Origin of the sequence: Acidiphilium multivorum AIU301 (assembly GCF_000202835.1) — a bacterium.
Lineage (GTDB): Bacteria > Pseudomonadota > Alphaproteobacteria > Acetobacterales > Acetobacteraceae > Acidiphilium > Acidiphilium multivorum.
This window is the reverse complement of the sequence record NC_015186.1, coordinates 2,701,514-2,719,574: the sequence shown is the minus strand read 5'-3', so window position 1 is coordinate 2,719,574 and position 18,061 is coordinate 2,701,514. Positions and strand designations below refer to the sequence as shown.

The 18,061-nt window shown below is 69.7% G+C and carries 15 protein-coding genes and 1 riboswitch; of the genes, 7 read left to right on the top strand and 8 right to left on the bottom strand.

Translation table 11 applies throughout. The annotated features are described in order from the left end of the window. Positions 1–36 precede the first annotated feature (36 nt). The 4 genes from araD to ACMV_RS12225 all read right to left on the bottom strand — a co-directional run bounded on the left by araD (position 37) and on the right by ACMV_RS12225 (position 7,043). Positions 37–1,767 (bottom strand): L-arabinonate dehydratase, encoded by a 1,731-nt coding sequence (gene araD / locus ACMV_RS12240; protein WP_013640599.1) that lies wholly within the window; start codon positions 1,765–1,767, stop codon positions 37–39. 113 nt (positions 1,768–1,880) lie between these two features. Further along, positions 1,881–3,062, bottom strand: coding sequence for an MFS transporter (locus ACMV_RS12235; protein WP_041665345.1), 1,182 nt, complete (start codon positions 3,060–3,062; stop codon positions 1,881–1,883). A gap of 119 nt (positions 3,063–3,181) precedes the next feature. Next, positions 3,182–5,491: a 5-methyltetrahydropteroyltriglutamate--homocysteine S-methyltransferase gene (gene metE / locus ACMV_RS12230; RefSeq protein ID WP_013640597.1), complete on the bottom strand. Its 2,310-nt coding sequence runs from the start codon at positions 5,489–5,491 to the stop codon at positions 3,182–3,184. Between the two features lie 136 nt (positions 5,492–5,627). Then, a riboswitch (cobalamin riboswitch) is annotated at positions 5,628–5,861 on the bottom strand. 165 nt (positions 5,862–6,026) lie between these two features. Continuing rightward, positions 6,027–7,043 carry an IS1595-like element ISAcr1 family transposase gene (locus ACMV_RS12225; RefSeq protein ID WP_007421341.1) on the bottom strand — a complete coding sequence of 339 codons (1,017 nt, stop codon included), beginning with the start codon at positions 7,041–7,043 and terminating at the stop codon, positions 6,027–6,029. A 151-nt stretch (positions 7,044–7,194) separates the two neighbouring features. Between ACMV_RS12225 and ACMV_RS12220 the strand changes: the two genes are divergently transcribed. The 7 genes from ACMV_RS12220 to ACMV_RS12190 all read left to right on the top strand — a co-directional run bounded on the left by ACMV_RS12220 (position 7,195) and on the right by ACMV_RS12190 (position 13,298). Then, on the top strand, positions 7,195–8,451 hold the full coding sequence (locus ACMV_RS12220) for an ABC transporter substrate-binding protein (RefSeq protein ID WP_007422458.1): 1,257 nt from the start codon (positions 7,195–7,197) through the stop codon (positions 8,449–8,451). Positions 8,452–8,552: 101 nt separating this feature from the next. Further along, positions 8,553–9,434 carry a branched-chain amino acid ABC transporter permease gene (locus ACMV_RS12215; RefSeq protein WP_007422457.1) on the top strand — a complete coding sequence of 294 codons (882 nt, stop codon included), beginning with the start codon at positions 8,553–8,555 and terminating at the stop codon, positions 9,432–9,434. A gap of 13 nt (positions 9,435–9,447) precedes the next feature. Further along, a complete protein-coding gene (locus ACMV_RS12210; RefSeq protein WP_007422456.1) occupies positions 9,448–10,356 on the top strand; it encodes a branched-chain amino acid ABC transporter permease in 909 nt (302 codons plus the stop codon). After that, positions 10,346–11,053 carry an ABC transporter ATP-binding protein gene (locus tag ACMV_RS12205; protein WP_013640596.1) on the top strand — a complete coding sequence of 236 codons (708 nt, stop codon included), beginning with the start codon at positions 10,346–10,348 and terminating at the stop codon, positions 11,051–11,053. Before ACMV_RS12210 ends, ACMV_RS12205 begins: the two co-directional genes overlap by 11 nt. A gap of 4 nt (positions 11,054–11,057) precedes the next feature. After that, the gene (locus ACMV_RS12200) at positions 11,058–11,759 is read left to right on the top strand and encodes an ABC transporter ATP-binding protein (RefSeq protein ID WP_013640595.1); all 702 of its coding nucleotides are present in this window, start codon (positions 11,058–11,060) and stop codon (positions 11,757–11,759) included. 76 nt (positions 11,760–11,835) lie between these two features. Next, on the top strand, positions 11,836–12,282 hold the full coding sequence (locus ACMV_RS12195; RefSeq protein WP_007422452.1) for an OsmC family protein: 447 nt from the start codon (positions 11,836–11,838) through the stop codon (positions 12,280–12,282). 194 nt (positions 12,283–12,476) lie between these two features. Further along, the gene (locus tag ACMV_RS12190) at positions 12,477–13,298 is read left to right on the top strand and encodes an IclR family transcriptional regulator domain-containing protein (RefSeq protein ID WP_013640594.1); all 822 of its coding nucleotides are present in this window, start codon (positions 12,477–12,479) and stop codon (positions 13,296–13,298) included. A gap of 22 nt (positions 13,299–13,320) precedes the next feature. Here ACMV_RS12190 and ACMV_RS12185 read toward each other — a convergent pair whose 3' ends face one another. The 4 genes from ACMV_RS12185 to ACMV_RS12170 all read right to left on the bottom strand — a co-directional run bounded on the left by ACMV_RS12185 (position 13,321) and on the right by ACMV_RS12170 (position 18,035). After that, positions 13,321–13,908: a hypothetical protein gene (locus ACMV_RS12185; protein ID WP_013640593.1), complete on the bottom strand. Its 588-nt coding sequence runs from the start codon at positions 13,906–13,908 to the stop codon at positions 13,321–13,323. 118 nt (positions 13,909–14,026) lie between these two features. After that, positions 14,027–15,949, bottom strand: coding sequence for a threonine--tRNA ligase (gene thrS, locus ACMV_RS12180; RefSeq protein ID WP_013640592.1), 1,923 nt, complete (start codon positions 15,947–15,949; stop codon positions 14,027–14,029). Positions 15,950–15,960: 11 nt separating this feature from the next. Continuing rightward, entirely contained in the window at positions 15,961–16,899 is a 939-nt protein-coding gene (locus ACMV_RS12175) for a glycosyltransferase family 9 protein (protein ID WP_012039870.1), read from the bottom strand. Then, complete coding sequence (locus tag ACMV_RS12170) at positions 16,896–18,035, bottom strand: glycosyltransferase family 4 protein (RefSeq protein ID WP_013640591.1); 1,140 nt, start codon at positions 18,033–18,035, stop codon at positions 16,896–16,898. The genes ACMV_RS12175 and ACMV_RS12170 overlap by 4 nt, the downstream gene beginning before the upstream one ends. Positions 18,036–18,061 lie beyond the last annotated feature (26 nt).

The following is an 18,061-nucleotide window of genomic DNA, read 5'->3' as shown; positions in this document are numbered from 1 at the left end:
TGCGGTACCGTGAAACCCGGCCGTACTAACCAGATGTCAGTGGATTTCCGGCTCCGCGATCGTCCCCGGCCGGGCCAGCACGTCGAAATCGCAGCCGGTATCGGCCTGGCCGATATGGGCGGCGAAGATCGCGCCATAGCCGCGCGGGAAGCGCGGCGGCGGCGGCGTCCACGCCGCGCGGCGCCGGGCGAGTTCCTCATCGGACAACCGCACGTCGATCCGCCGTGCCGCGACGTCGATGGCGATGACATCGCCGGTGCGGATCAGCGCGAGCGGCCCGCCGACGAAGGATTCCGGGGCGACATGCAGCACGCAGGCGCCGTAGCTGGTGCCGCTCATCCGCGCGTCGGAAATCCGCAGCATGTCGCGCACGCCCTGGCGGAGCAGCTTCACCGGGATCGGCAGCATCCCCCATTCCGGCATGCCCGGCCCGCCCTGCGGCCCGGCATTGCGCAGCACCAGCACATGATCGGCGGTGACGTCGAGATCGGGATCGGCGACGGCCTTCGCCATCGCGTCGTAATCGTCGAACACCAGCGCTGGGCCTTCATGCTTGAGCAGGCGCGGCTCCGCGGCGGAGGGTTTCATCACGCAGCCGCCGGGAGCGAGATTGCCGCGCAGCACCGCGAGCCCCTCGGCGCGGGAGACCGGATTGTCCAGCGGACGGATCACGTCGTCGTTCCACACGGTCGCTCCGGCGATGTTATCGCCGAGCGTCATGCCGTTCACCGTGCGGGTCGCGAGGTCGAGCCGGTCGGCGAGGCGGGTGAGGAAGGCCGGCAGGCCGCCGGCGTAGTAGAAATCCTCCATCAGGTATTGGCCGGAGGGGCGGATGTTGGCGAGCACCGGCACGCCGGCGGAGAGCGCGTCGAACCGGTCGAGATCGAGCTCGATCCCGGCGCGGCGGGCCATCGCGATCAGGTGGATGATCGCGTTGGTCGAGCCGGCCAGCGCCGCGCTGGCGACGATCGCGTTCTCGAAGCTCGCCTGGCTGAGCAGGTCGGCGGGGGTGACGTCGCCCCAGACCATCTCGACGATCCGCCGCCCGGTCGCCGCCGCCATGCGGGCATGGCGCGAATCCGGCGCCGGGATCGAGGTCGCGCCCGGCAGGGTGAGGCCGAGCACCTCGGCGAGCGAGGTCATCGTCATCGCCGTGCCCATCGTCATGCACACGCCATCCGAGCGGGCGATGCCGGATTCCATGTCTTCCCATTGCGCCTCGGAAATGTTGCCGGCGCGCTTCTCGTCCCAGTATTTCCAGACATCCGAGCCGGAGCCGAGGATGCGCCCGCCCCAGTCGCCGCGCAGCATCGGCCCGGCGGGCATGAAGATCGCCGGCAGCCCGGCGCTGATCGCGCCCATGATGGTGGCCGGCGTGGTCTTGTCGCAGCCGCCCATCAGCACCGCGCCGTCCACCGGCAGCGAGCGCAGGCTTTCCTCGACCTCCATCGCGAGCAGGTTGCGATAGAGCATCGTCGTCGGCTTCACGAAATTCTCCGGCAGCGCCATCACCGGAATCTCGACCGGAAAGCCGCCCGCCTGCAGCACGCCGCGGCGGATCGCCTCGACGCGGGCTGGAAAATGCCCGTGGCAGTGGGCGAGGCCGCTCCAGGTGTTGACGATGGCGATGACCGGCTTGCCGGCGTAATCCTCGGGCGCGTGGCCGAGCTGCTTGATCCGCGAGCGATGGCCGAAGCTGCGCAGGTCGGACGCGCCGAACCAGCGGTGGCTGCGCAACTCCTCGGGTGTCTTGCGCGTCTTGGTCATCGTCGGTCTCCTCGCCTGCCGGCGCCGCAGGGCGCGGCGCCGCCTCCGGTTCTGGAATCTAGCAAGGATCGACGCAAGGGCCACGCCGCGCCGGCCGATGGGCGGGCGGGCGATCAGCCCGCCGCGCCGCGCGCGCCGCGATGGGCCAGCAGCGCCGCGCCGAAGCCGAGCGTGGCCGCGATCCCGCCGATCAGGAACACGCTGGCATAGCCGGTGCGGTCGGCCAGCAGGCCGACGACCGGGCCCGTCGCGCCATAGGCCAGGTCCTGGAACGCGGCGAATCCGCCGATCGCCGTGCCGCGCAGATGCGGCTCCACCCGGCGGATCGCTTCCTTGCCCATCGAGGGAAACACCATCGAGCAGCCGAGCCCGGTCATCAGGGCGCCGAGCAGCGCGACCCATGCCTCGGGCGCAAGCCAGATCAGATATTGTCCCGTGGCTTCGACCAGCAGCGACCCCGCCGCCACCGCGGTGCCGCCGACCCGGTCCGGCAGGTCGCCGAAGGCGAGGCGCATCAGCACGAAGCCGATTCCGAAACAGGTCAGCCCAAGCCCGGCGCCCGGCCAGCCCTTGCTCAGGAAGTCGAGCGACATGAAGGCGCCGAGCGCGGCGAATCCGATCCCCTGCAGCCCGACCGCGGCACCCGGCAGCGCGATGCGCCGCACCACCCGCCAGAGCGGCTGCCGCTGTCCCGGCGTCGGCGGCGCGTCGGGAAAGCGGAACGCGATGGCGGCGCCCAGCACCGACAGGAGGGTGCAGGTTGCCATCAGCCCGGCAAAGCCGAGCGCGCGGAACAGCGCGAGGCCGAGCGGCCCGCCGACCGCGAGCGCGCCATACATCCCCGCGCCGACCAGCGCGATCACCTTGCCCGAGCGGGCATGGCCCATCAGCCCGATGCCCCAGCCGATCATGCCGACCGCGACCTGGCTTTCCCCGACGCCGAGCAGCGCCCGCCCGGCGAGCAGCACGGCGAAGCGGAGATGCGGCGCGGCCGGCACGGCGGCGGCCATGCAGATCGCGCTCGCCACGGTGTAGACGCCGAGGCCGCGCAGCATGCAGCGCCGCCCGCCCCGCTCGTCCGCCAGGCGGCCGGCCTGCGCGCGGGTCAGCAGCGTGGTCAGGAACGGCAGGCCGACGGCGAGCCCGCCGAGCGCATTGTCGAGCCCGAGCCGGTCGTGCACCTCGATCGGCACGGTCGGCAGCGCCATCGCGACGGTCAGGTAGGAGACGAACAGGATCCCCGTCAGCACGATGACGCGGCGCTGGGCTGCGGCGGGGGATGCGGCGATCGGCATGCGGAACGGGCTCCGGCGGCGGGTTGCGGCCGATGCCGGTGTATCCGCGATCGGCCGCGCCGCAAACGCCGCCCCGCGCGGTGCCGGCCGGATGGCGCGCATCCGGCCGGCGGGCGGGATCAGGCCGGGATCGCCTCCGCCCGCAGCCGCCGCGCGGCGCCGACCAGGTTCTCCAGCGCCGGAATCACCTCGCGCCAGTTGCGGGTCTTCAGCCCGCAATCCGGGTTCACCCAGAGCTGGTCGTCCGCCAGCTTCCGCCGGGCGAGGCGGAGCAGGGCGAGGATTTCCTCCTCGGGCGGGATTCGCGGGCTGTGGATGTCCCACACGCCGGGGCCGATCTCGGCCGGGTAGGCGGAGGGGCCGTGGCCGGCGAAGGCCTCCAGCAGTTCCATCCGGCTGCGGGCGGTCTCGATCGAGATCGCGTCCGCATCCATCGTGGCGATGGCCGGCATGATGTCCTGGAATTCGGCGTAGCACATATGGGTGTGGATCGCCGTGTCGTCGCGCACCACGGCGGTGGCGAGGCGGAAGCAGGACAACGCCCAGCGCAGATAGGCCTCGCGGTCGGCGGTGCGCAGCGGCAGCCCCTCGCGGAAGGCCGGCTCGTCCACCTGGATGATGGCGAGGCCGGCGGCCTCGAGGTCGGCCACCTCGTCGCGCAGCGCCAGCGCGATCTGCCGGCAGACCGTCTCGCGCGGCAGGTCGTCGCGCACGAAGGACCATTGCAGCATCGTCACCGGCCCGGTCAGCATCCCCTTCACCGGCCGGGCGGTGAGCGACTGGGCATGGCGCGCCCAGCGCACCGTCATCGGCCGGGGCCGCGCGACATCGCCCCAGATGATCGGCGGCGCCACGCAGCGGCTGCCATAGGACTGCACCCAGCCATGCCGGGTGAAGGCGAAACCGTCGAGCTGCTCGCCGAAATACTTGACCATGTCGTTGCGCTCGAACTCGCCGTGCACCAGCACGTCGAGCCCGATCCGCTCCTGCAGGCGGATCGCGTCCTCGGTCCAGGTCGCGATCGCTTCGTCGTATTCGACGGCGCCGATCTCGCCGCGCGCGAGCGCCGCCCGGGTCCGGCGCACGCCCGAGGTCTGCGGCAGCGAGCCGATCGTCGTGGTCGGAAAGGCGGGCAGGGGCAGGCGCTGCCGCTGCCGCGCGCGCCGCGCGGCGTGCGGGGCGGGGCGGCGTTCCATCTCCGGTGTCGCGCCCAGCAGCCGGGCGGCGACGTCGGTCCGGTGGACCCGCGCGCTGTCGCGGCGGGTGCGGAGTGCGGCGTCAGAGACCTCCAGCGCCTCGGCGATCGCGCCCTCCCCCTCGTCGAGGCCGCGGGCGATGGTCGCGACCTCGGCGAGTTTCTGGGTGGCGAAGGCGAGCCACGGGCGGATCGCCGGATCGAGCCGGTCCTCCTGCGCGAGGTCGACCGGCACGTGCAGCAGGCTGCAGCTCGGCGCGATCATCAGCCGCTCGCTGCCGCCGAGCGCGCGCGCCGCCTCGCGCGCGGTGGCGAGGGCGGCGCGCAGGTCCGCCCGCCAGACATTCCGCCCGTCGACCAGCCCGAGCGAGAGCCATGTCGCCGGGCCGATCGCGGCGAGGACCGGCGCGAGATCGTCCCGGCCGCGCACCAGGTCGAGATGCAGGCCGGCGACCGGCAGGGCCAGCGCGGTCGGCAGGTTGTCCGCGATCGGCGCGAAATAGCTGGCGAGCAGCAGGCGCGGCGTCGCCCCGCGGGCGAGGGTCTCATAGGCGTGGCGCAGCGCCGCCCGCGCCTTCGGCGCGAGGTCGAGGGCGAGAACCGGCTCGTCCATCTGCACCCAGGCGCAGCCCTCGGCGGCCAGCTCCGCCAGCACCTGCGCATAGCAGGGCAGCAGGCGGTCGAGCAGGTCGAGCGGATCGGACCCGTCATCGGTCTTGGCGAGCAGCAGGAACGAGACGGGGCCGAGCACCACCGGCCGGGTGCGGCGGTGGCGGGCCAGCGCCTCGCGGAACAGCGCGAGCGGACGGTTGGCGGTGACCGCGAAATGCTGCCCCGCCGCGAGCCGGGGGACGAGATAGTGATAGTTGGTGTCGAACCACTTGGTCATTTCGAGCGCGGGCAGGCCGGCCGCGGCATCGCCGCCGCCGGTGCCGCGCGCGAGGGCGAAATAGGTCGGCAGCGTCACCTCGCCGCCGCGCCAGCCATAGCCCGGCGGAATCGCGCCGACCATGCAGGCGGTATCCAGCACATGGTCGTAGAGCGCGAAATCGTTCGAGGGGATGTGGCCGATGCCCAGCCCCTGCTGCAGCGAATGGGACTCCGCGCGCAGCAGGCGCGCCGCCTCCTGCAGGCCGGCTTCGGACAGCTCGCCCGCCCAGTGCGCCTCGAGGGCCGATTTCAGTTCCCGCCTGCGGCCGATGCGGGGAAAGCCGAGACTGGTCGCGATGCTCATGCGCGGCCTCCCCGGTGGGCGTGGGACCGCGAACGGCGCGATGAGGGGGAAACGAGAGGACGCGCGCGGCAGGCGCTGCCGCTGATGCGTGCAGTCATGGGTCGGCTCCGGCTTCCGGTGCACCCCGCCCGGCAGCAAGGTTGGTGCGACACCGGCAGGTCTCCTGGCTCGCGGCTCGACGCTGGTGGCCCTGCCTTCCCGAACCGCTACCGGTTCAGTGGCTCGCCCTTGCGGGCGGACGGACCACCGGCTCGCCGCTGACAGTTGCGGGGGCAGCCATCGACTTGCTTCCGGGACAATGAAGCCCGGCCGAAGCGCACGATGTTCCCTTTTCACCCGCTCGCGCGGGACCGGTGACGAATGTCGTATGCCGCCCGGACGGACATTCGGCAAGGGTGGCGGCATCCGCCGCGCCGGCAAATAATCGCGTCGTCCGCGCAGAATCGTTGCAGTCATGGATCGAGTTCGATCGGTATTTCATCCCCGGGGCGAAAATCGGCAATCACGGCTTGTTTATTGCTTGCCTATCCGGTTGTTACCCACACCCACTAAATGTAGGGTGTGTCCATTCCCCGGAATAAAGCTCGTCAAAGGTTGGTGCGGCTGCCCTACCCGCGATTCCGAGCAGCGAGCGGAACGCGTTGAAGGGATAGAGGCGCCGGTTGAACCGAAACGTGAATTCATTGAGGTAGGCTTGTAGATGTTTGGCGCTGACCCCGTGATGGATGCCGTTGATCCAGGTCTTCAGGTTGGTAAAGACCAAGTGGACGATCGGCAGGAATTCTTCTGCCACCTCCGGGTCGCCGCATTCGGCGATTGCATGGTGGTCGAACCCGCGCCTTCCGAGACCGGCATAGCCGCTCCAGTCGTCGGTAACGATCAGCGATCCGGGAGCAACGGCGTTTTCGACGAATCCGCAGAGCGAATTGGCGCTACGGTCGGGGACAACAGCGAGACGAACGCGTCCCGCGTAGCGACCGTCTTTCCGATTGTCGAGCTTGGTTCCCGGTTTCCGGTGGCGCACCTCCACGGCACAGGCGACGAGAACCTTGTGATGGACACCCCGTCCATCGCCTCGGGTTCGTCCTCCAACCCACGTTTCATCCACTTCGACGTGTTCTTGCGGCGTGTCGCCAATCTTGTCGCGCTCGGGGCGCACCATCCCGGCGCGCAGCTTATGAAGGATGCCGAAGGCGGTCTCGTAGCGCGACAGGCCGAGTTGCCGCTGAAATTGGACGGCCGACATTCCGGGCGTCTGGCTGGCGATCAAGTAAGCCGCCCAGAACCAAGTCGACAGCGGCGTGTGACTGCGTTCCATAACGGTCCCAGCCATCAGGCTTACGTCTTTGCGACAGGCCCGGCAGCGCAGAACGCCCGGGCGCGCCTCGAAACGGAACGGCTCGCCAACGACGCCGCACCTTGGGCAGGCGAACCCTCCATTCCAGCGGGCGCTTTCGAGATAGGCGGCACAGGCCGCGTCGTTCGGGAAAATACGCTGGAATTCCGGCAGAGACTGCGGGAACGGCAGGTCTTCACGGGCCAGGACATCCATGCCCAACACTAGATCTAGTAGGTATGGGAGTCAACCGGATAGGCAAGGTTTATTGGTTGCGAGTATTGACCGTCCGGCTTCTGTGGTCATATCGGTCGGTCAAATTTCAACAATTGGCCGTGACTGGCTCATTGCATCAAGGGGAGCAACCATGCGGGCACAATTCAGACGCGCCTGGGGTTTTTGCGCGGCGGGAGTCCTGGCCTCGGGCCTGGCGCTGGCGGGCATCGGCCAGGCGTCCGCCGCGACGGCGCCGTCGGTCCTGAAGATCGGCACGCTCTATGCGAGCAGCGGGTCTTTCGCGGTGGCGTCCGAGGGGCAGTATCACGGGCTCGAATACTGGGCGAAGACGGTCAACAAGTCCGGCGGCGTCTTCGTCAAGGCGTTCGACAAGAAGATCCCGGTCAAGATCGTCGCCTATGACGACCAGAGCTCGACCGCGACCGCGACGACGCTGTACAACCAGCTCATCACCCAGGACCACGTGAACCTGCTGGTCGCCGATTTCGGCTCGGTGCTCACCTCGGTCGCGATTCCGCTGGCCGCCGAGCACCACATGCTGCTGATCGACCCGACCGGCTCGGGGGCGAACTTCTTCACCAAGAAGACCGACTATCTCGCCGATGTCAGCATTCCCGCCTCCACGGTGTGGCCGCTGCCGCTCGGCCATTTCCTGCTCGACCACAAGATCAAGCGCGTCGCCGTCATCTACGATTCGAACGATTTCGATGCCTCGCAGGCGGAAACGCTGAAGGCGACGCTGAAGAAGGGCGGCGTCACGCCGGTGTATTATCACGGCGTGCCCACCAGCGAATCCAACTACACCGTGCTGCTGCACACGATCGCGGCGCACCGGCCGGATGCGGTGATCGAGTTCGGCTATCCGCCGAACGACATCGCCTTCCTGCACACGCTGGCCGGCAGCGGCCTGCACTTCAAGATGACGTTCACCATCTTCCCCGGCCAGCTTCTCGCCCTGATGACGAAGAATGTCGGCGCGAAAACCCTCGCCTATACCTACACCTATCCGACGCCGCCGCTCGTCTCCTTCGCCAAGACCACCTATGGCCCGAACACCGCGACCTTCGTGAAGGAGTTCACCGCGGCGACGCATAACGCGCCGAACTTCCTCGATGCGGCCGGCTACAATACCGGGCTGATCATGCAGGACATGCTCGGCACCGCGCCGAAATTCACCCAGCTCGCCTTCCATCAGGCGCTGATGGACATGTCCGGCAAGACGACGACGGTGCTCGGCCAGTTCAAGATCAACGCGAACGGCGCCCAGCTCGGCGAGCTGCTGCCGGTGGCGCAGCTCGTCCCCGCCGGCAAGACCAACAAGATCGTCGTGGTCTATCCGCAGGACAAGGCGACCGGCAAGCCGGTCTATCCCGCGCCGCACCACTGACCGGCGCCCCGGAACCGCAGGATCCCGGCCCGTGACGGGCCGGGATCTTTCGTCGATCCGGACCACTGGTTTCCAACTTCCCTGCAAGAAAGGGCGCGCCGTTGGCACTTCTCGAATACGCGCTGATCGGCGGCATTCTCTACGGCATCTTCTTCAGCCTTGTCGGCATCGGCCTCAATCTCGTCTTCGGCGTGATGCGGATGATCAATCTCGCCCACGGCCAGTTCATCATGCTGGGCGGGTTCGGCGCGTGGCTTCTGGTGCATGACCTTCACCTCAACCCGATCTTCGGCATTCCGCTGGCGATTCTCGGCGGGATCCTGATCGGCTATCCGCTCTATTACGGCGTGGTGCCGCGCCTGCAGCGCAGCCAGGACCCGGAGATGCTGTCCTTCATCCTGTTCTTCGGCATCGCCCAGATGATCGAGGCGGTGATGCTCCTCATCTTCGGCGCGGACCAGCGCTCGCTGCCCGGTAACGCGCTGGGCTCGGGGAATATCGGCGCGTTCGGCCAGGAATTTCCGGACAGCTGGTGGGTCGCCGCCGCGGTCAGCGTCATCTGTATCGGCGGGCTCTGGCTCTATTTCACGCGCACGCGGCTCGGCTTCGCGACGCGCGCCATCATGGCCGACCGCGACGAGGCGCGGGCAACCGGCATCGATGTCGACAGGGTGTCGGCGATCGCCTTCATGATCGGCCTCTCGCTCGCCGGGATCGCCGGCGTGTTCGTGCCCTACATGGTCGGCTCGGTGTCGCCCTCGATCGGCGACGGGCTGACCACGACATCCTTCGCCATCATCATCATCGGCTCGCTCGGCAATCCGCTCGGCACCGTGGTCGGCGGCCTCGTGTTCGGCGTGGGAACGATGCTGATGCAGACCTACTACGCCTCGTGGTCGAATCTCGTGCCCTATGCGCTGCTCCTCATCATCGTGCTGATCCGGCCCTCCGGCCTGCTCGGCAAGGCGGTGCGCAGTGCGTAAGCGGAACAGTACAATGCGTTATCCCGTCGCGGTGCTGGCGATCCTCGCCGCCGCCTTCCTGGTCCTGCCGCATGTCTATGGCAACCAGTCCGTGCTGTTCACCATGATGACGTTCATGGCGCTCGCCCAGGGGCTGAACCTGCTCTACGGCTTCACCGGATATCTGCCGTTCGGCTATGTCGGCTTCTTCGGCACCGGCGCCTATGCCACCTCGCTGCTGGTCACCTTCACCGGCCTGCCGGTGCTGGTCTGCGTGCTTGGCGGCGGGTTGGCGGCGGTCGTGGTCGGGCTCATCCTCGGGCCGCTGCTGCGCCTGTCAGGCGCGTATTTCTCGATCGCCAATCTCGCCGCCTCGCAGATCATCTACTACGTGGTGGCGAACGAGGCGCTCAAGCATGTGACCGGCGGGCCCTATGGCGTGAAGATCGAGCAGGTCTACGCGCCCACGGCGAGCTACGCGACGATGCTGGCGATCCTGTTGCTCGCCACCGGGCTTGCCGCGTATTTCCGCCGCTCGCGATTCGGGCTCGGGCTGCGGGCGATGCACCAGGACCCGATCAGCGCGGGGCTCGCGGGTGTCAACATCGTGCGCGAGCGCCTCATCGTCTGGCTGGCCTCGGCCGGCATCGCCGGGCTGGTCGGCGGCGCCTATGCGTGGAACCTGTCGGTGTTCTACCCCGACGCGGTGTTCACCCTGCAGATTTCGGTCTTCGCCATCGTCTTCGCCCTGTTCGGCGGGGTGGGCACGGTGATCGGCCCGCTGCTCGGCGCGGCCCTGCTCTATGCGTTCTACGCGGTGATCGGCGTCTCCGCGCCGCAATATTTCGAACTGCTCTACGGGCTGCTGATCGTGCTGCTGGTGCTGTTCCTGCCCAACGGCCTGATGTCGCTGCTGATCCGGAGAAATGTCGATGTCCTCTGAACCGCTGCTCCGGCTGGACGGGGTGAGCAAGCGCTTCGGCGGGCTCACCGTGCTCGACCGGCAGAGTTTCTCGATATCCGAAGGCGAGATTCTCGGCCTGGTCGGCCCCAACGGTTCCGGCAAGACGACGACGATCAACGTCATCTCCGGGGTGCACCAGGCCGATGCCGGGCGCATCCTGTTCGAGGGGCGGGAAATCCAGCGCCTGCCGCTGTACCGCATCGCCCGGCTCGGCATCAACCGCAGCTTCCAGGTGCCGAAATGCTTCCGCGCGATGCGGGTGCGCGAGAACATCGAGGTTGCCGCGACCTTCGCCGGGCGCGGCGCGGTGGATATCGACGAGATCCTCGCCGGCATCGGGCTCGCCGACCACGCCGACGCGATCGCCGGGGCGCTGACCGTCAACCAGCAGAAGATGCTCGATCTCGGCCGCGCGCTGGCGACCAATCCGCGGCTGCTGCTGATCGACGAGATCGGCGCGGGGCTCAATCCGGCGGAGCTCGGGGGCATCGCCGAACTGCTGAAATCGCTCGCCGCGCGGGGCATCGCGCTCATCGTCGTCGAGCATCTGCTCGATTTCCTCAACCGCATCACCGACCGGGTGATCGTGCTGGGCGCGGGGCGGATGCTGTTCGAGGGTTCGCTCAAGGCGGCGTCGCGGGACCCGGACGTGGTCGCCGCGTTCATCGGAGGCTGACGGCATGACCCTTCTCGCACTCAAGGGCGTCGAGTCCGGGTATGGCCCGATGCAGGTTCTCTGGGGCATCGACCTCGCGGTGAACGCGGGCGAGACGGTGATCCTGCTCGGCGCCAACAGCGCCGGCAAGACCACGCTGCTGCGCACGATCATCGGCCTGCTGCCCTGCACCGGCGGGACGATCACCTTCGATGGCGAGGCGGTCGGCGCCCTGCCGCCGGACCAGCGCATCCGCCGCGGCATCGCCTTCATGTCCGAACTCGGCGTGTTTCCCGGCCTGACCATCGAGGAGAACATCCGCCTCGGCGGCTATTTCCTCTCGGCCGCCGAGGTGCGGCGGCGCAGCGCCCGGCTCTACGACCTGTTTCCCGCCCTCGCCGGCAAGCGGCGCGACCTCGCCTCCAGCCTGTCCGGCGGGCAGCGCAAGATGCTCGGCATCGCCAAGGTGCTGGTCTGCGAACCGAAGCTGCTGCTGATGGACGAACCCTCGTCCGGCCTCGCGCCGGTCTTCGTCAAGCAGGTGGTCGACGTGCTGAAGACCGCGATCACCGGCGGGATGACGCTGCTGATCGCCGAACAGAACGTCGCCTTCCTGCCGCTGGCCGACCGGGGCTACCTGATCGATGGCGGGCGGGTGCGGCTTTCCGGCACGCGGGCCGAGCTCGAGGCGAGCGACGCCGTGCACGAGGCCTATTTCGGGCTCTGAGCAGGTCCGCCTTCGGCCATCTGGCGGTTGCCGCCGGTTGCGTGCATGTTGCACGGCAGCAGAAGGAGGGGCTCCGATGGCCGACACGCACGAGATCGTCCTGCGTCAGATCGAGAATTTCCGCTTCGAGACCGAATTCGGCGGCGGGCTGCCGAAGCTGGTGTCCGACGAGCCGCCGCCGCTCGGCGGCGGGGCGGGGCCGGAGCCGGTGCAGCTGCTGCTCGCGGCGGTGGGCTCGTGCATGTCCTCCAGCTTTCATTTCGCGATGACCAAGTTCCGCGAGGCGCCCGGCGCGATCACCACCACCGCGCGGGCCACCGTGGACCGGGACGAGAACCGGCGGCTGCGGGTGCAGGCGATCCAGGTCGCGATCGGGTTTGCCGCCGAGGCGGGGACGATCGGGCATCTCGATCGGATTCTCGGCCAGTTCGAACAGTTCTGCACGGTCGGCGCCTCGGTCGCCCGCGGCATTCCGATCGAGGTGAGCGTGACCGACGGCACCGGTGCCAGGGTCAAGGGCTGAGCCCGTCCAGGCCGGCGAAACCGGCCAGCCGCCTCGGCAATCTCCGGCGAGTTGTCCACAGAAATCTGAATAAGCCTGTGGACAAGCGCGGGGGAAACCGCAAGGACGCTTTCCGCAAGACGCATGTTTGCGATTCCCCGGCGCGCCGGTCCGCCATCTTGCAAGCGCGGGGCAGATGGGCGCAGAACGCACGAATGTCGTCCCTGTCCGCCGATTCCATCCAGCCCGCCCCGCCGGCCGCCGCGCCGGCCAATCCGCGCGACCATGTCGAGAGTTTCGCCCGCGGCCTTGCCATCCTCTGCGCCTTCGGGCCGGACCGGCCGAAAATGACCCTGTCGGACGCCGCCCGCGTCACCGGGTTGCAGCGCTCGGCGGCGCGGCGGTTCCTGCTCACCCTGTGCGATCTCGGCTACGCCGTGCAGACCGACCGGTGGTTCGCGCTCACCCCGCGCGTGCTGGAACTCGGTTACGCCTATCTCGGCAGCCTGCGTTTTCCCGAACTCATCGAACCCTATCTGACCGGGCTGACGCGCGAGCTCGGCGAATCGAGCTCGGCGGCGGTGCTGGACGGGACCGACATCGTGTACGTCGCGCGCTCGGCGGCGCCGCAGCGGCTGATGGCGCTGTCGCTCGGGGTCGGCACCAGGCTGCCGGCGCATGCGACCTCGATGGGCCAGGCGCTGCTCGCCACCCTGAGCGATGACGAGGTGCGCGCCCGGTACGGGCGGGCGCCGTTGCAGGGGTTCACGCCCGCGACCATCACCGATGTCGGCCGGCTGCTCGAACGGCTGGCGACGGTGCGGCGGGACGGGTTCGCGCTGAACGACCAGGAACTCGAATTCGGCCTGCGCTCGGTCGCGGTGGCGGTGCCGGGCAAGGGGCAGCGGCAGGCGGTGGCGCTGAATGTCGCCACCAACGCGGCGCGGGTGTCGCATGACGAGGTGATGCGCCGCATCCTGCCCGCGATTCGCGAGGCGGCGGCGCAATGCGCGCGGGCGGTCGCCCTGCTCGGCTGAGCGGGCGCGCCTGACGGGATCATCATCGGGACCGGACGAGCGGCGGGGCGCGGTTGCGCCGGCGCGGCGGCGCGCAGGCGGCGGGCGGGCGGAACCGGCACGCCAGCGGCCGTGATTCTGCTCCTCTCGCATGCGCGCTGCTTGCGGGGGCGGGCTTGGTCCGCTTCCTGCTGCCTGCGCGCGGCGGGAGGCGGAGCGGCGCGGGGAGTTTCACGCCGAGGCAGCGGCAGAGCGGGCGGAGGATGCGGCCGAGGCGCGGTTCCTCGCCGATGCGGCGCTGCAATTCGGGATCGGCGAGCAGGGCGCGGAGCTGGCCGGCGGCGGCGACGGCCTCGGGGACCGGAGCGAGAAGCCAGGCGGTGCGGCGCGGCAAGGCGAGCCTTGCGGGATTGGCCGGCGGGCGCGCCCGGCGGCGAGAGGGACGCGGGCGCGGCGCAGAAACATCGTCGGCGCAGAGGCGGAGCAAAGATGTGGCGTAGCGGCGCAGGCGGGTCCAGAGCAGGATGGTGAGGGCGCCGCTCCCGGGGCCGAAGGCGCCGGCAGCCCCGCGCCGGGCGACGGCGTCGCATAGCGTGTCGATCAGGGCGCGGAAACGGCGGGCGACATCCATGAACGGAACAAGAACACACCTGCGCCAGGGTGGGCAAGAATTTTGCTCCCTTTTTGCTTCTTCTGCTCCGCTCCCGTTCGGGCGCCGCCTTCGCCCGAAGGAACGGAGGAGCAAAAAACTAGCGCAGGTCGGGCGGGGTGGCTTCTGCCTTGAGGGTGGCGACGGCCTCGTCGAGGGTCATGCTGTCCTGTTTGTCGGAGCCGAGGCGGCGGATCGAGACGGTTTGCTGCTCGGCCTCGCGCCGGCCGACGACGAGGATGTTCGGCACCAGGGCGAGCGAGAGATCGCGCACCTTGGCGTTGATCTTTTCGTTGCGGGTGTCGGTGGCGACGGCGAGGCCGGCTTCCTTGAGTTTCGCCGCGACCGTCTCGGCATAGTCGTTGGCGTCGGTGACGATGCTGGCCACGGCCGCCTGGGTGGGGGCGAGCCAGAGCGGGAAGCGGCCGGCGCAGTTCTCGATCAATATGCCGATGAAGCGCTCGAAACTGCCCACGATCGCGCGGTGCAGCATGACCGGGCGGGCGCGGCCGGACTCGGCGGTGACGTAGGAGGCGTCGAGCCGCTCGGGGAGGACGAAATCGACCTGGAGCGTGCCGCACTGCCAGTCCCGCCCGATCGCGTCGCGGAGGACGAATTCGAGTTTCGGGCCGTAGAAGGCGCCCTCGCCGGGATTGACGGTGAAGGTGACGCCGGCGGTTTCGCAGGCCGAGCGCAGCGCGGCCTCGGCCTTGTCCCACACCTCGTCCGACCCGGAGCGCGGGGTCGGGCGGTCGGCGAATTTCACCGCGAATTCGGGGAAGCCGAAATCGGCGTAGACGCGGCGGAGCATCTCGACGAAGCGGACGGTTTCATCGGCGATCTGGTCCTCGGTGCAGAAGATATGGGCGTCGTCCTGGGCGAAGGCGCGGACGCGCATGATGCCGTGCAGCGCGCCGGAGGGCTCGTAGCGGTGGCAGGCGCCGAACTCGGCCATGCGCAGCGGCAGCTCGCGGTAGGAGCGCAGGCCGTGATTGAAGATCTGCACGTGGCAGGGGCAGTTCATCGGCTTGACGGCGAGGACCTTGTCCTCGTCCTCGACCTCGGCGATGAACATGTGGCTGCGGTAATTGTCCCAGTGGCCGGAGGCTTCCCAGAGCTTGCGGTCGAGCAGCTGCGGGGTGCGGACCTCGATATAGCCGAATTCCTCCTGGCGGCGGCGCATATAGGCCTCCACCGTGCGGTAGAGGCGCCAGCCCTTCTCGTGCCAGAACACGCTGCCGACGGCTTCCTCCTGCATGTGGAAGAGGTCCATCTGCCGGCCGATCTTGCGGTGGTCGCGGCGTTCGGCCTCCTCAAGCTGCTTCAGATGGGCATCCAGCTCCTTCTGGTCACGCCAGGCGGTGCCGTAGATGCGGCTGAGCATCGGGTTGCGGTGATCGCCGCGCCAGTAGGCGCCGGCGACCTTGGTCAGCTTGAAGGCGCCGCCGATATCGCCGGTGCCGCGCATGTGCGGGCCGCGGCAGAGATCGAGCCAGTCGCCCTGGCGGTAGATGGTGATGGTCTCGCTGGCTGGCAGGTCGCGGATCAGCTCGGCCTTGAAGCGCTCGCCGCGGGCTTCGAAGAAGCGGATCGCCTCGTCGCGGTCCCAGACCTCGCGGGTGAAGGGGGCGTTGGCGGCGATGATCTCGCGCATCTTCGCCTCGATCGCCGGCAGGTCGTCCGGGGTGAAGGGCTCGTTGCGGAAGAAATCGTAATAGAAGCCGCCCTCGATGGCGGGGCCGATGGTGACCTGGGTGCCGGGGTAGAGCGCCTGCACCGCCTCGGCCATCACATGGGCGGCGTCGTGGCGGATGAGCTCGAGGGAGTCGGCATCGCGGCGGGTGATGAAGCGGAGGCGCGCATCGGCATCGAGCGTGCGGGAGAGGTCCATCATCTTGCCGTCGACCTCCATCGCCAGCGCCGCCTTCGCGAGGCCGGGGCCGATGGAGGCGGCGATCTCGGTGCCGGTGACGGGGCCCGGATAGTCGCGGACGGAACCGTCGGGCAGGGTGATCGCGGGCATTGCGTGCTCCTTCAGGGCGGGGATGACGCGTCGTTATGCCCATCCTGCGCGGCGGCGGCAACGTCCGCCACCGCAAGGGCGGCGAGATCGGGGCGGCGGAGGATGGCGGGCCAGCCGCCATCGGGGGCGCGCGGGGCGGTCAGCGCGGGATCGGAGGCGCCGCCGAACAGCACGACGGAACGGACGCCGAGGGCGGCGGCGAGGTGCATCGGGCCGGTATCGTTGCCGATGGCGAGGCTGGCGCGGGCGAGGGTGCCGGCGAGCTGGGGGATCGTGGTGCGGCCGGTGAGGTCGAGCGTGCGCGGGGCGCGGGCGGCGATGGCGGCGGCGAGCGGGGCTTCGGACGCGGTGCCGAGGACGACGGAGGGGAGGTCGAGCCCGGCGGCGAGGGCGCCGAAGTTTTCCGCCGGCCAGCGCTTTTCCGGCCGGTGCGGGGCGGCGCCGGGGATCAGCGCGACGAAGCGCTCCGGCAGGGGGATGGGCGGGGCGGCGAGCGTCCAGGACAGGTCGGGGAGGGGCAGCGGCAGGGGGATGCGCGCGGCTTCGAGCTGGCCTTCGATCCGTTCGCGGGTGTGGGTGCGGTCGCGCGCGGGGTCGGCGTGGGGGAAGGCGCAGCCGGAGGCGATGCCGGACCAGGGCGGGCGTCCGGCGAGGCGGAAATAGCGGCTGGAGCGGCCGGAGGTTTGCAGGTCGTAGACCATCGCGAAGCCGCCGAGGGCGCGGCGCAGGCGGCGCAGGCCGGCGAGGTCGAGCGGGCCGGGCTTCGGGTCGATCATCACGCGGTCGAACCAGGGGGCGGCTTCGAGCCAGGCGGCGAAGGGTTTCGTGGTCAGGAGCGAAATCTCGGCGGCGGGATGGGCGGCGCGGATGGCGGCGAAGGCGGGGAAGCTGAGGACGATGTCGCCCAGCGCGCCGTGGCGGATGACGAGGATGCGCGGCGTCGATGTCATCCCAGCAGCTCGTCGTAGACGGCGAGATTGCCGTTCTGCATCGCCGCGATCGAGTAGAATTCGGCGACATAGGCGCGGGCGGCCTCGCCCATCGCGAGGCGGGATTCGGGCGGCAGGTCGAGCGCGGCGTCGAGGGCGGCGGCGAGGTCGGCGGGGTCGCCGGGTTTGGTGCGCCAGCCGGTTTCGCCGTGGCGGATGGTTTCGCGGGCGGCGCCGTGATCGGTGGCGATGGCGATCCGCCGCATCGCCTGGGCCTCGACGATGGTGCGGCCGAAGGCTTCGGGGTCGGTCGAGGCGTTCACCACGATGTCCGCCAGCTTGTAGGCGGCGGGCATGTCCGCGCAGTCGCCGGCGAAGACGACGCGGGGGACGAGATCGAGCCGGCGGATCGTCTCGACCAGGGAGCGGCGATAGGCCTCGCGCCCCTGGGCGGCGCCGACGAGGAGGAGGATCGGGTCGCGGTGGCGCATGCGGGCGAGCGCCTCGATGGCGACGCGCTGGCCCTTCCAGCCTGTGAGCCGGGCGGGGAGCATGATCACCGGCGCGCCGTCGGGCAGGGGCCAGGCGCGGGCGAGTGCCTCCATCCGCCGGCCGCCCACGGCGTCGGGGTCGAATTTCGCGCAGTCCACCCCGCCGGGGACGATGCGCAGGCGGTCCGCCCCGACGCCGTGGCGGGCGCGGACGAGATCGGCGATGAAGCCGGAGATCGCGATCACCCGGTCGCCCGAGGCCATCACCGCGTTGTAGCGCGCCTTGAGCGGGCCGCGCTGGCCATAGGCGCCGTGATAGGTGGTGACGAAGGGCACGCCGCAGCGGCGGGCGGCGAGGCGGGCGGCGATGGCCGGGGCGCGGGAATGGGCGTGGACGAGGGAGATCCGCTCGGCGCGGATCAGCCGGGCGAGGCGGCGCGCGGCGGCGAGGATCTTCAGCGGGTTGCGGGATTCGAGGTCGATCCCGACATGCCGTCCGCCGGCGCGCTCGACCGCGCGGACCAGGCGGCCCGGTTGGCTGGCGACGAAGGCGCGGGCGCCGGTGCGGGCGACGGCCTCGGTCAGCTCGACCACCACCTGCTCCACGCCCCCGGTTTCCAGACGCGGCAGAACCTGTAGAATCGCATAATCCGAGGGATGGCGCATGGCGGACCTTTCGTGCGCCGCGCCGA

Excerpts from the sequence above, each read along its gene's own strand:
- araD (WP_013640599.1), bottom strand. The coding sequence starts at position 1,767 with ATGACCAAGACGCGCAAGACACCCGAGGAGTTGCGCAGCCACCGCTGG.
- ACMV_RS12235 (WP_041665345.1), bottom strand. The coding sequence starts at position 3,062 with ATGCCGATCGCCGCATCCCCCGCCGCAGCCCAGCGCCGCGTCATCGTG.
- metE (WP_013640597.1), bottom strand. The coding sequence starts at position 5,491 with ATGAGCATCGCGACCAGTCTCGGCTTTCCCCGCATCGGCCGCAGGCGG.
- ACMV_RS12225 (WP_007421341.1), bottom strand. The coding sequence starts at position 7,043 with ATGGATGTCCTGGCCCGTGAAGACCTGCCGTTCCCGCAGTCTCTGCCG.
- ACMV_RS12220 (WP_007422458.1), top strand. The coding sequence starts at position 7,195 with ATGCGGGCACAATTCAGACGCGCCTGGGGTTTTTGCGCGGCGGGAGTC.
- ACMV_RS12210 (WP_007422456.1), top strand. The coding sequence starts at position 9,448 with ATGCGTTATCCCGTCGCGGTGCTGGCGATCCTCGCCGCCGCCTTCCTG.
- ACMV_RS12205 (WP_013640596.1), top strand. The coding sequence starts at position 10,346 with ATGTCCTCTGAACCGCTGCTCCGGCTGGACGGGGTGAGCAAGCGCTTC.
- ACMV_RS12200 (WP_013640595.1), top strand. The coding sequence starts at position 11,058 with ATGACCCTTCTCGCACTCAAGGGCGTCGAGTCCGGGTATGGCCCGATG.
- ACMV_RS12195 (WP_007422452.1), top strand. The coding sequence starts at position 11,836 with ATGGCCGACACGCACGAGATCGTCCTGCGTCAGATCGAGAATTTCCGC.
- ACMV_RS12190 (WP_013640594.1), top strand. The coding sequence starts at position 12,477 with ATGTCGTCCCTGTCCGCCGATTCCATCCAGCCCGCCCCGCCGGCCGCC.
- ACMV_RS12185 (WP_013640593.1), bottom strand. The coding sequence starts at position 13,908 with ATGGATGTCGCCCGCCGTTTCCGCGCCCTGATCGACACGCTATGCGAC.
- thrS (WP_013640592.1), bottom strand. The coding sequence starts at position 15,949 with ATGCCCGCGATCACCCTGCCCGACGGTTCCGTCCGCGACTATCCGGGC.
- ACMV_RS12175 (WP_012039870.1), bottom strand. The coding sequence starts at position 16,899 with ATGACATCGACGCCGCGCATCCTCGTCATCCGCCACGGCGCGCTGGGC.
- ACMV_RS12170 (WP_013640591.1), bottom strand. The coding sequence starts at position 18,035 with ATGCGCCATCCCTCGGATTATGCGATTCTACAGGTTCTGCCGCGTCTG.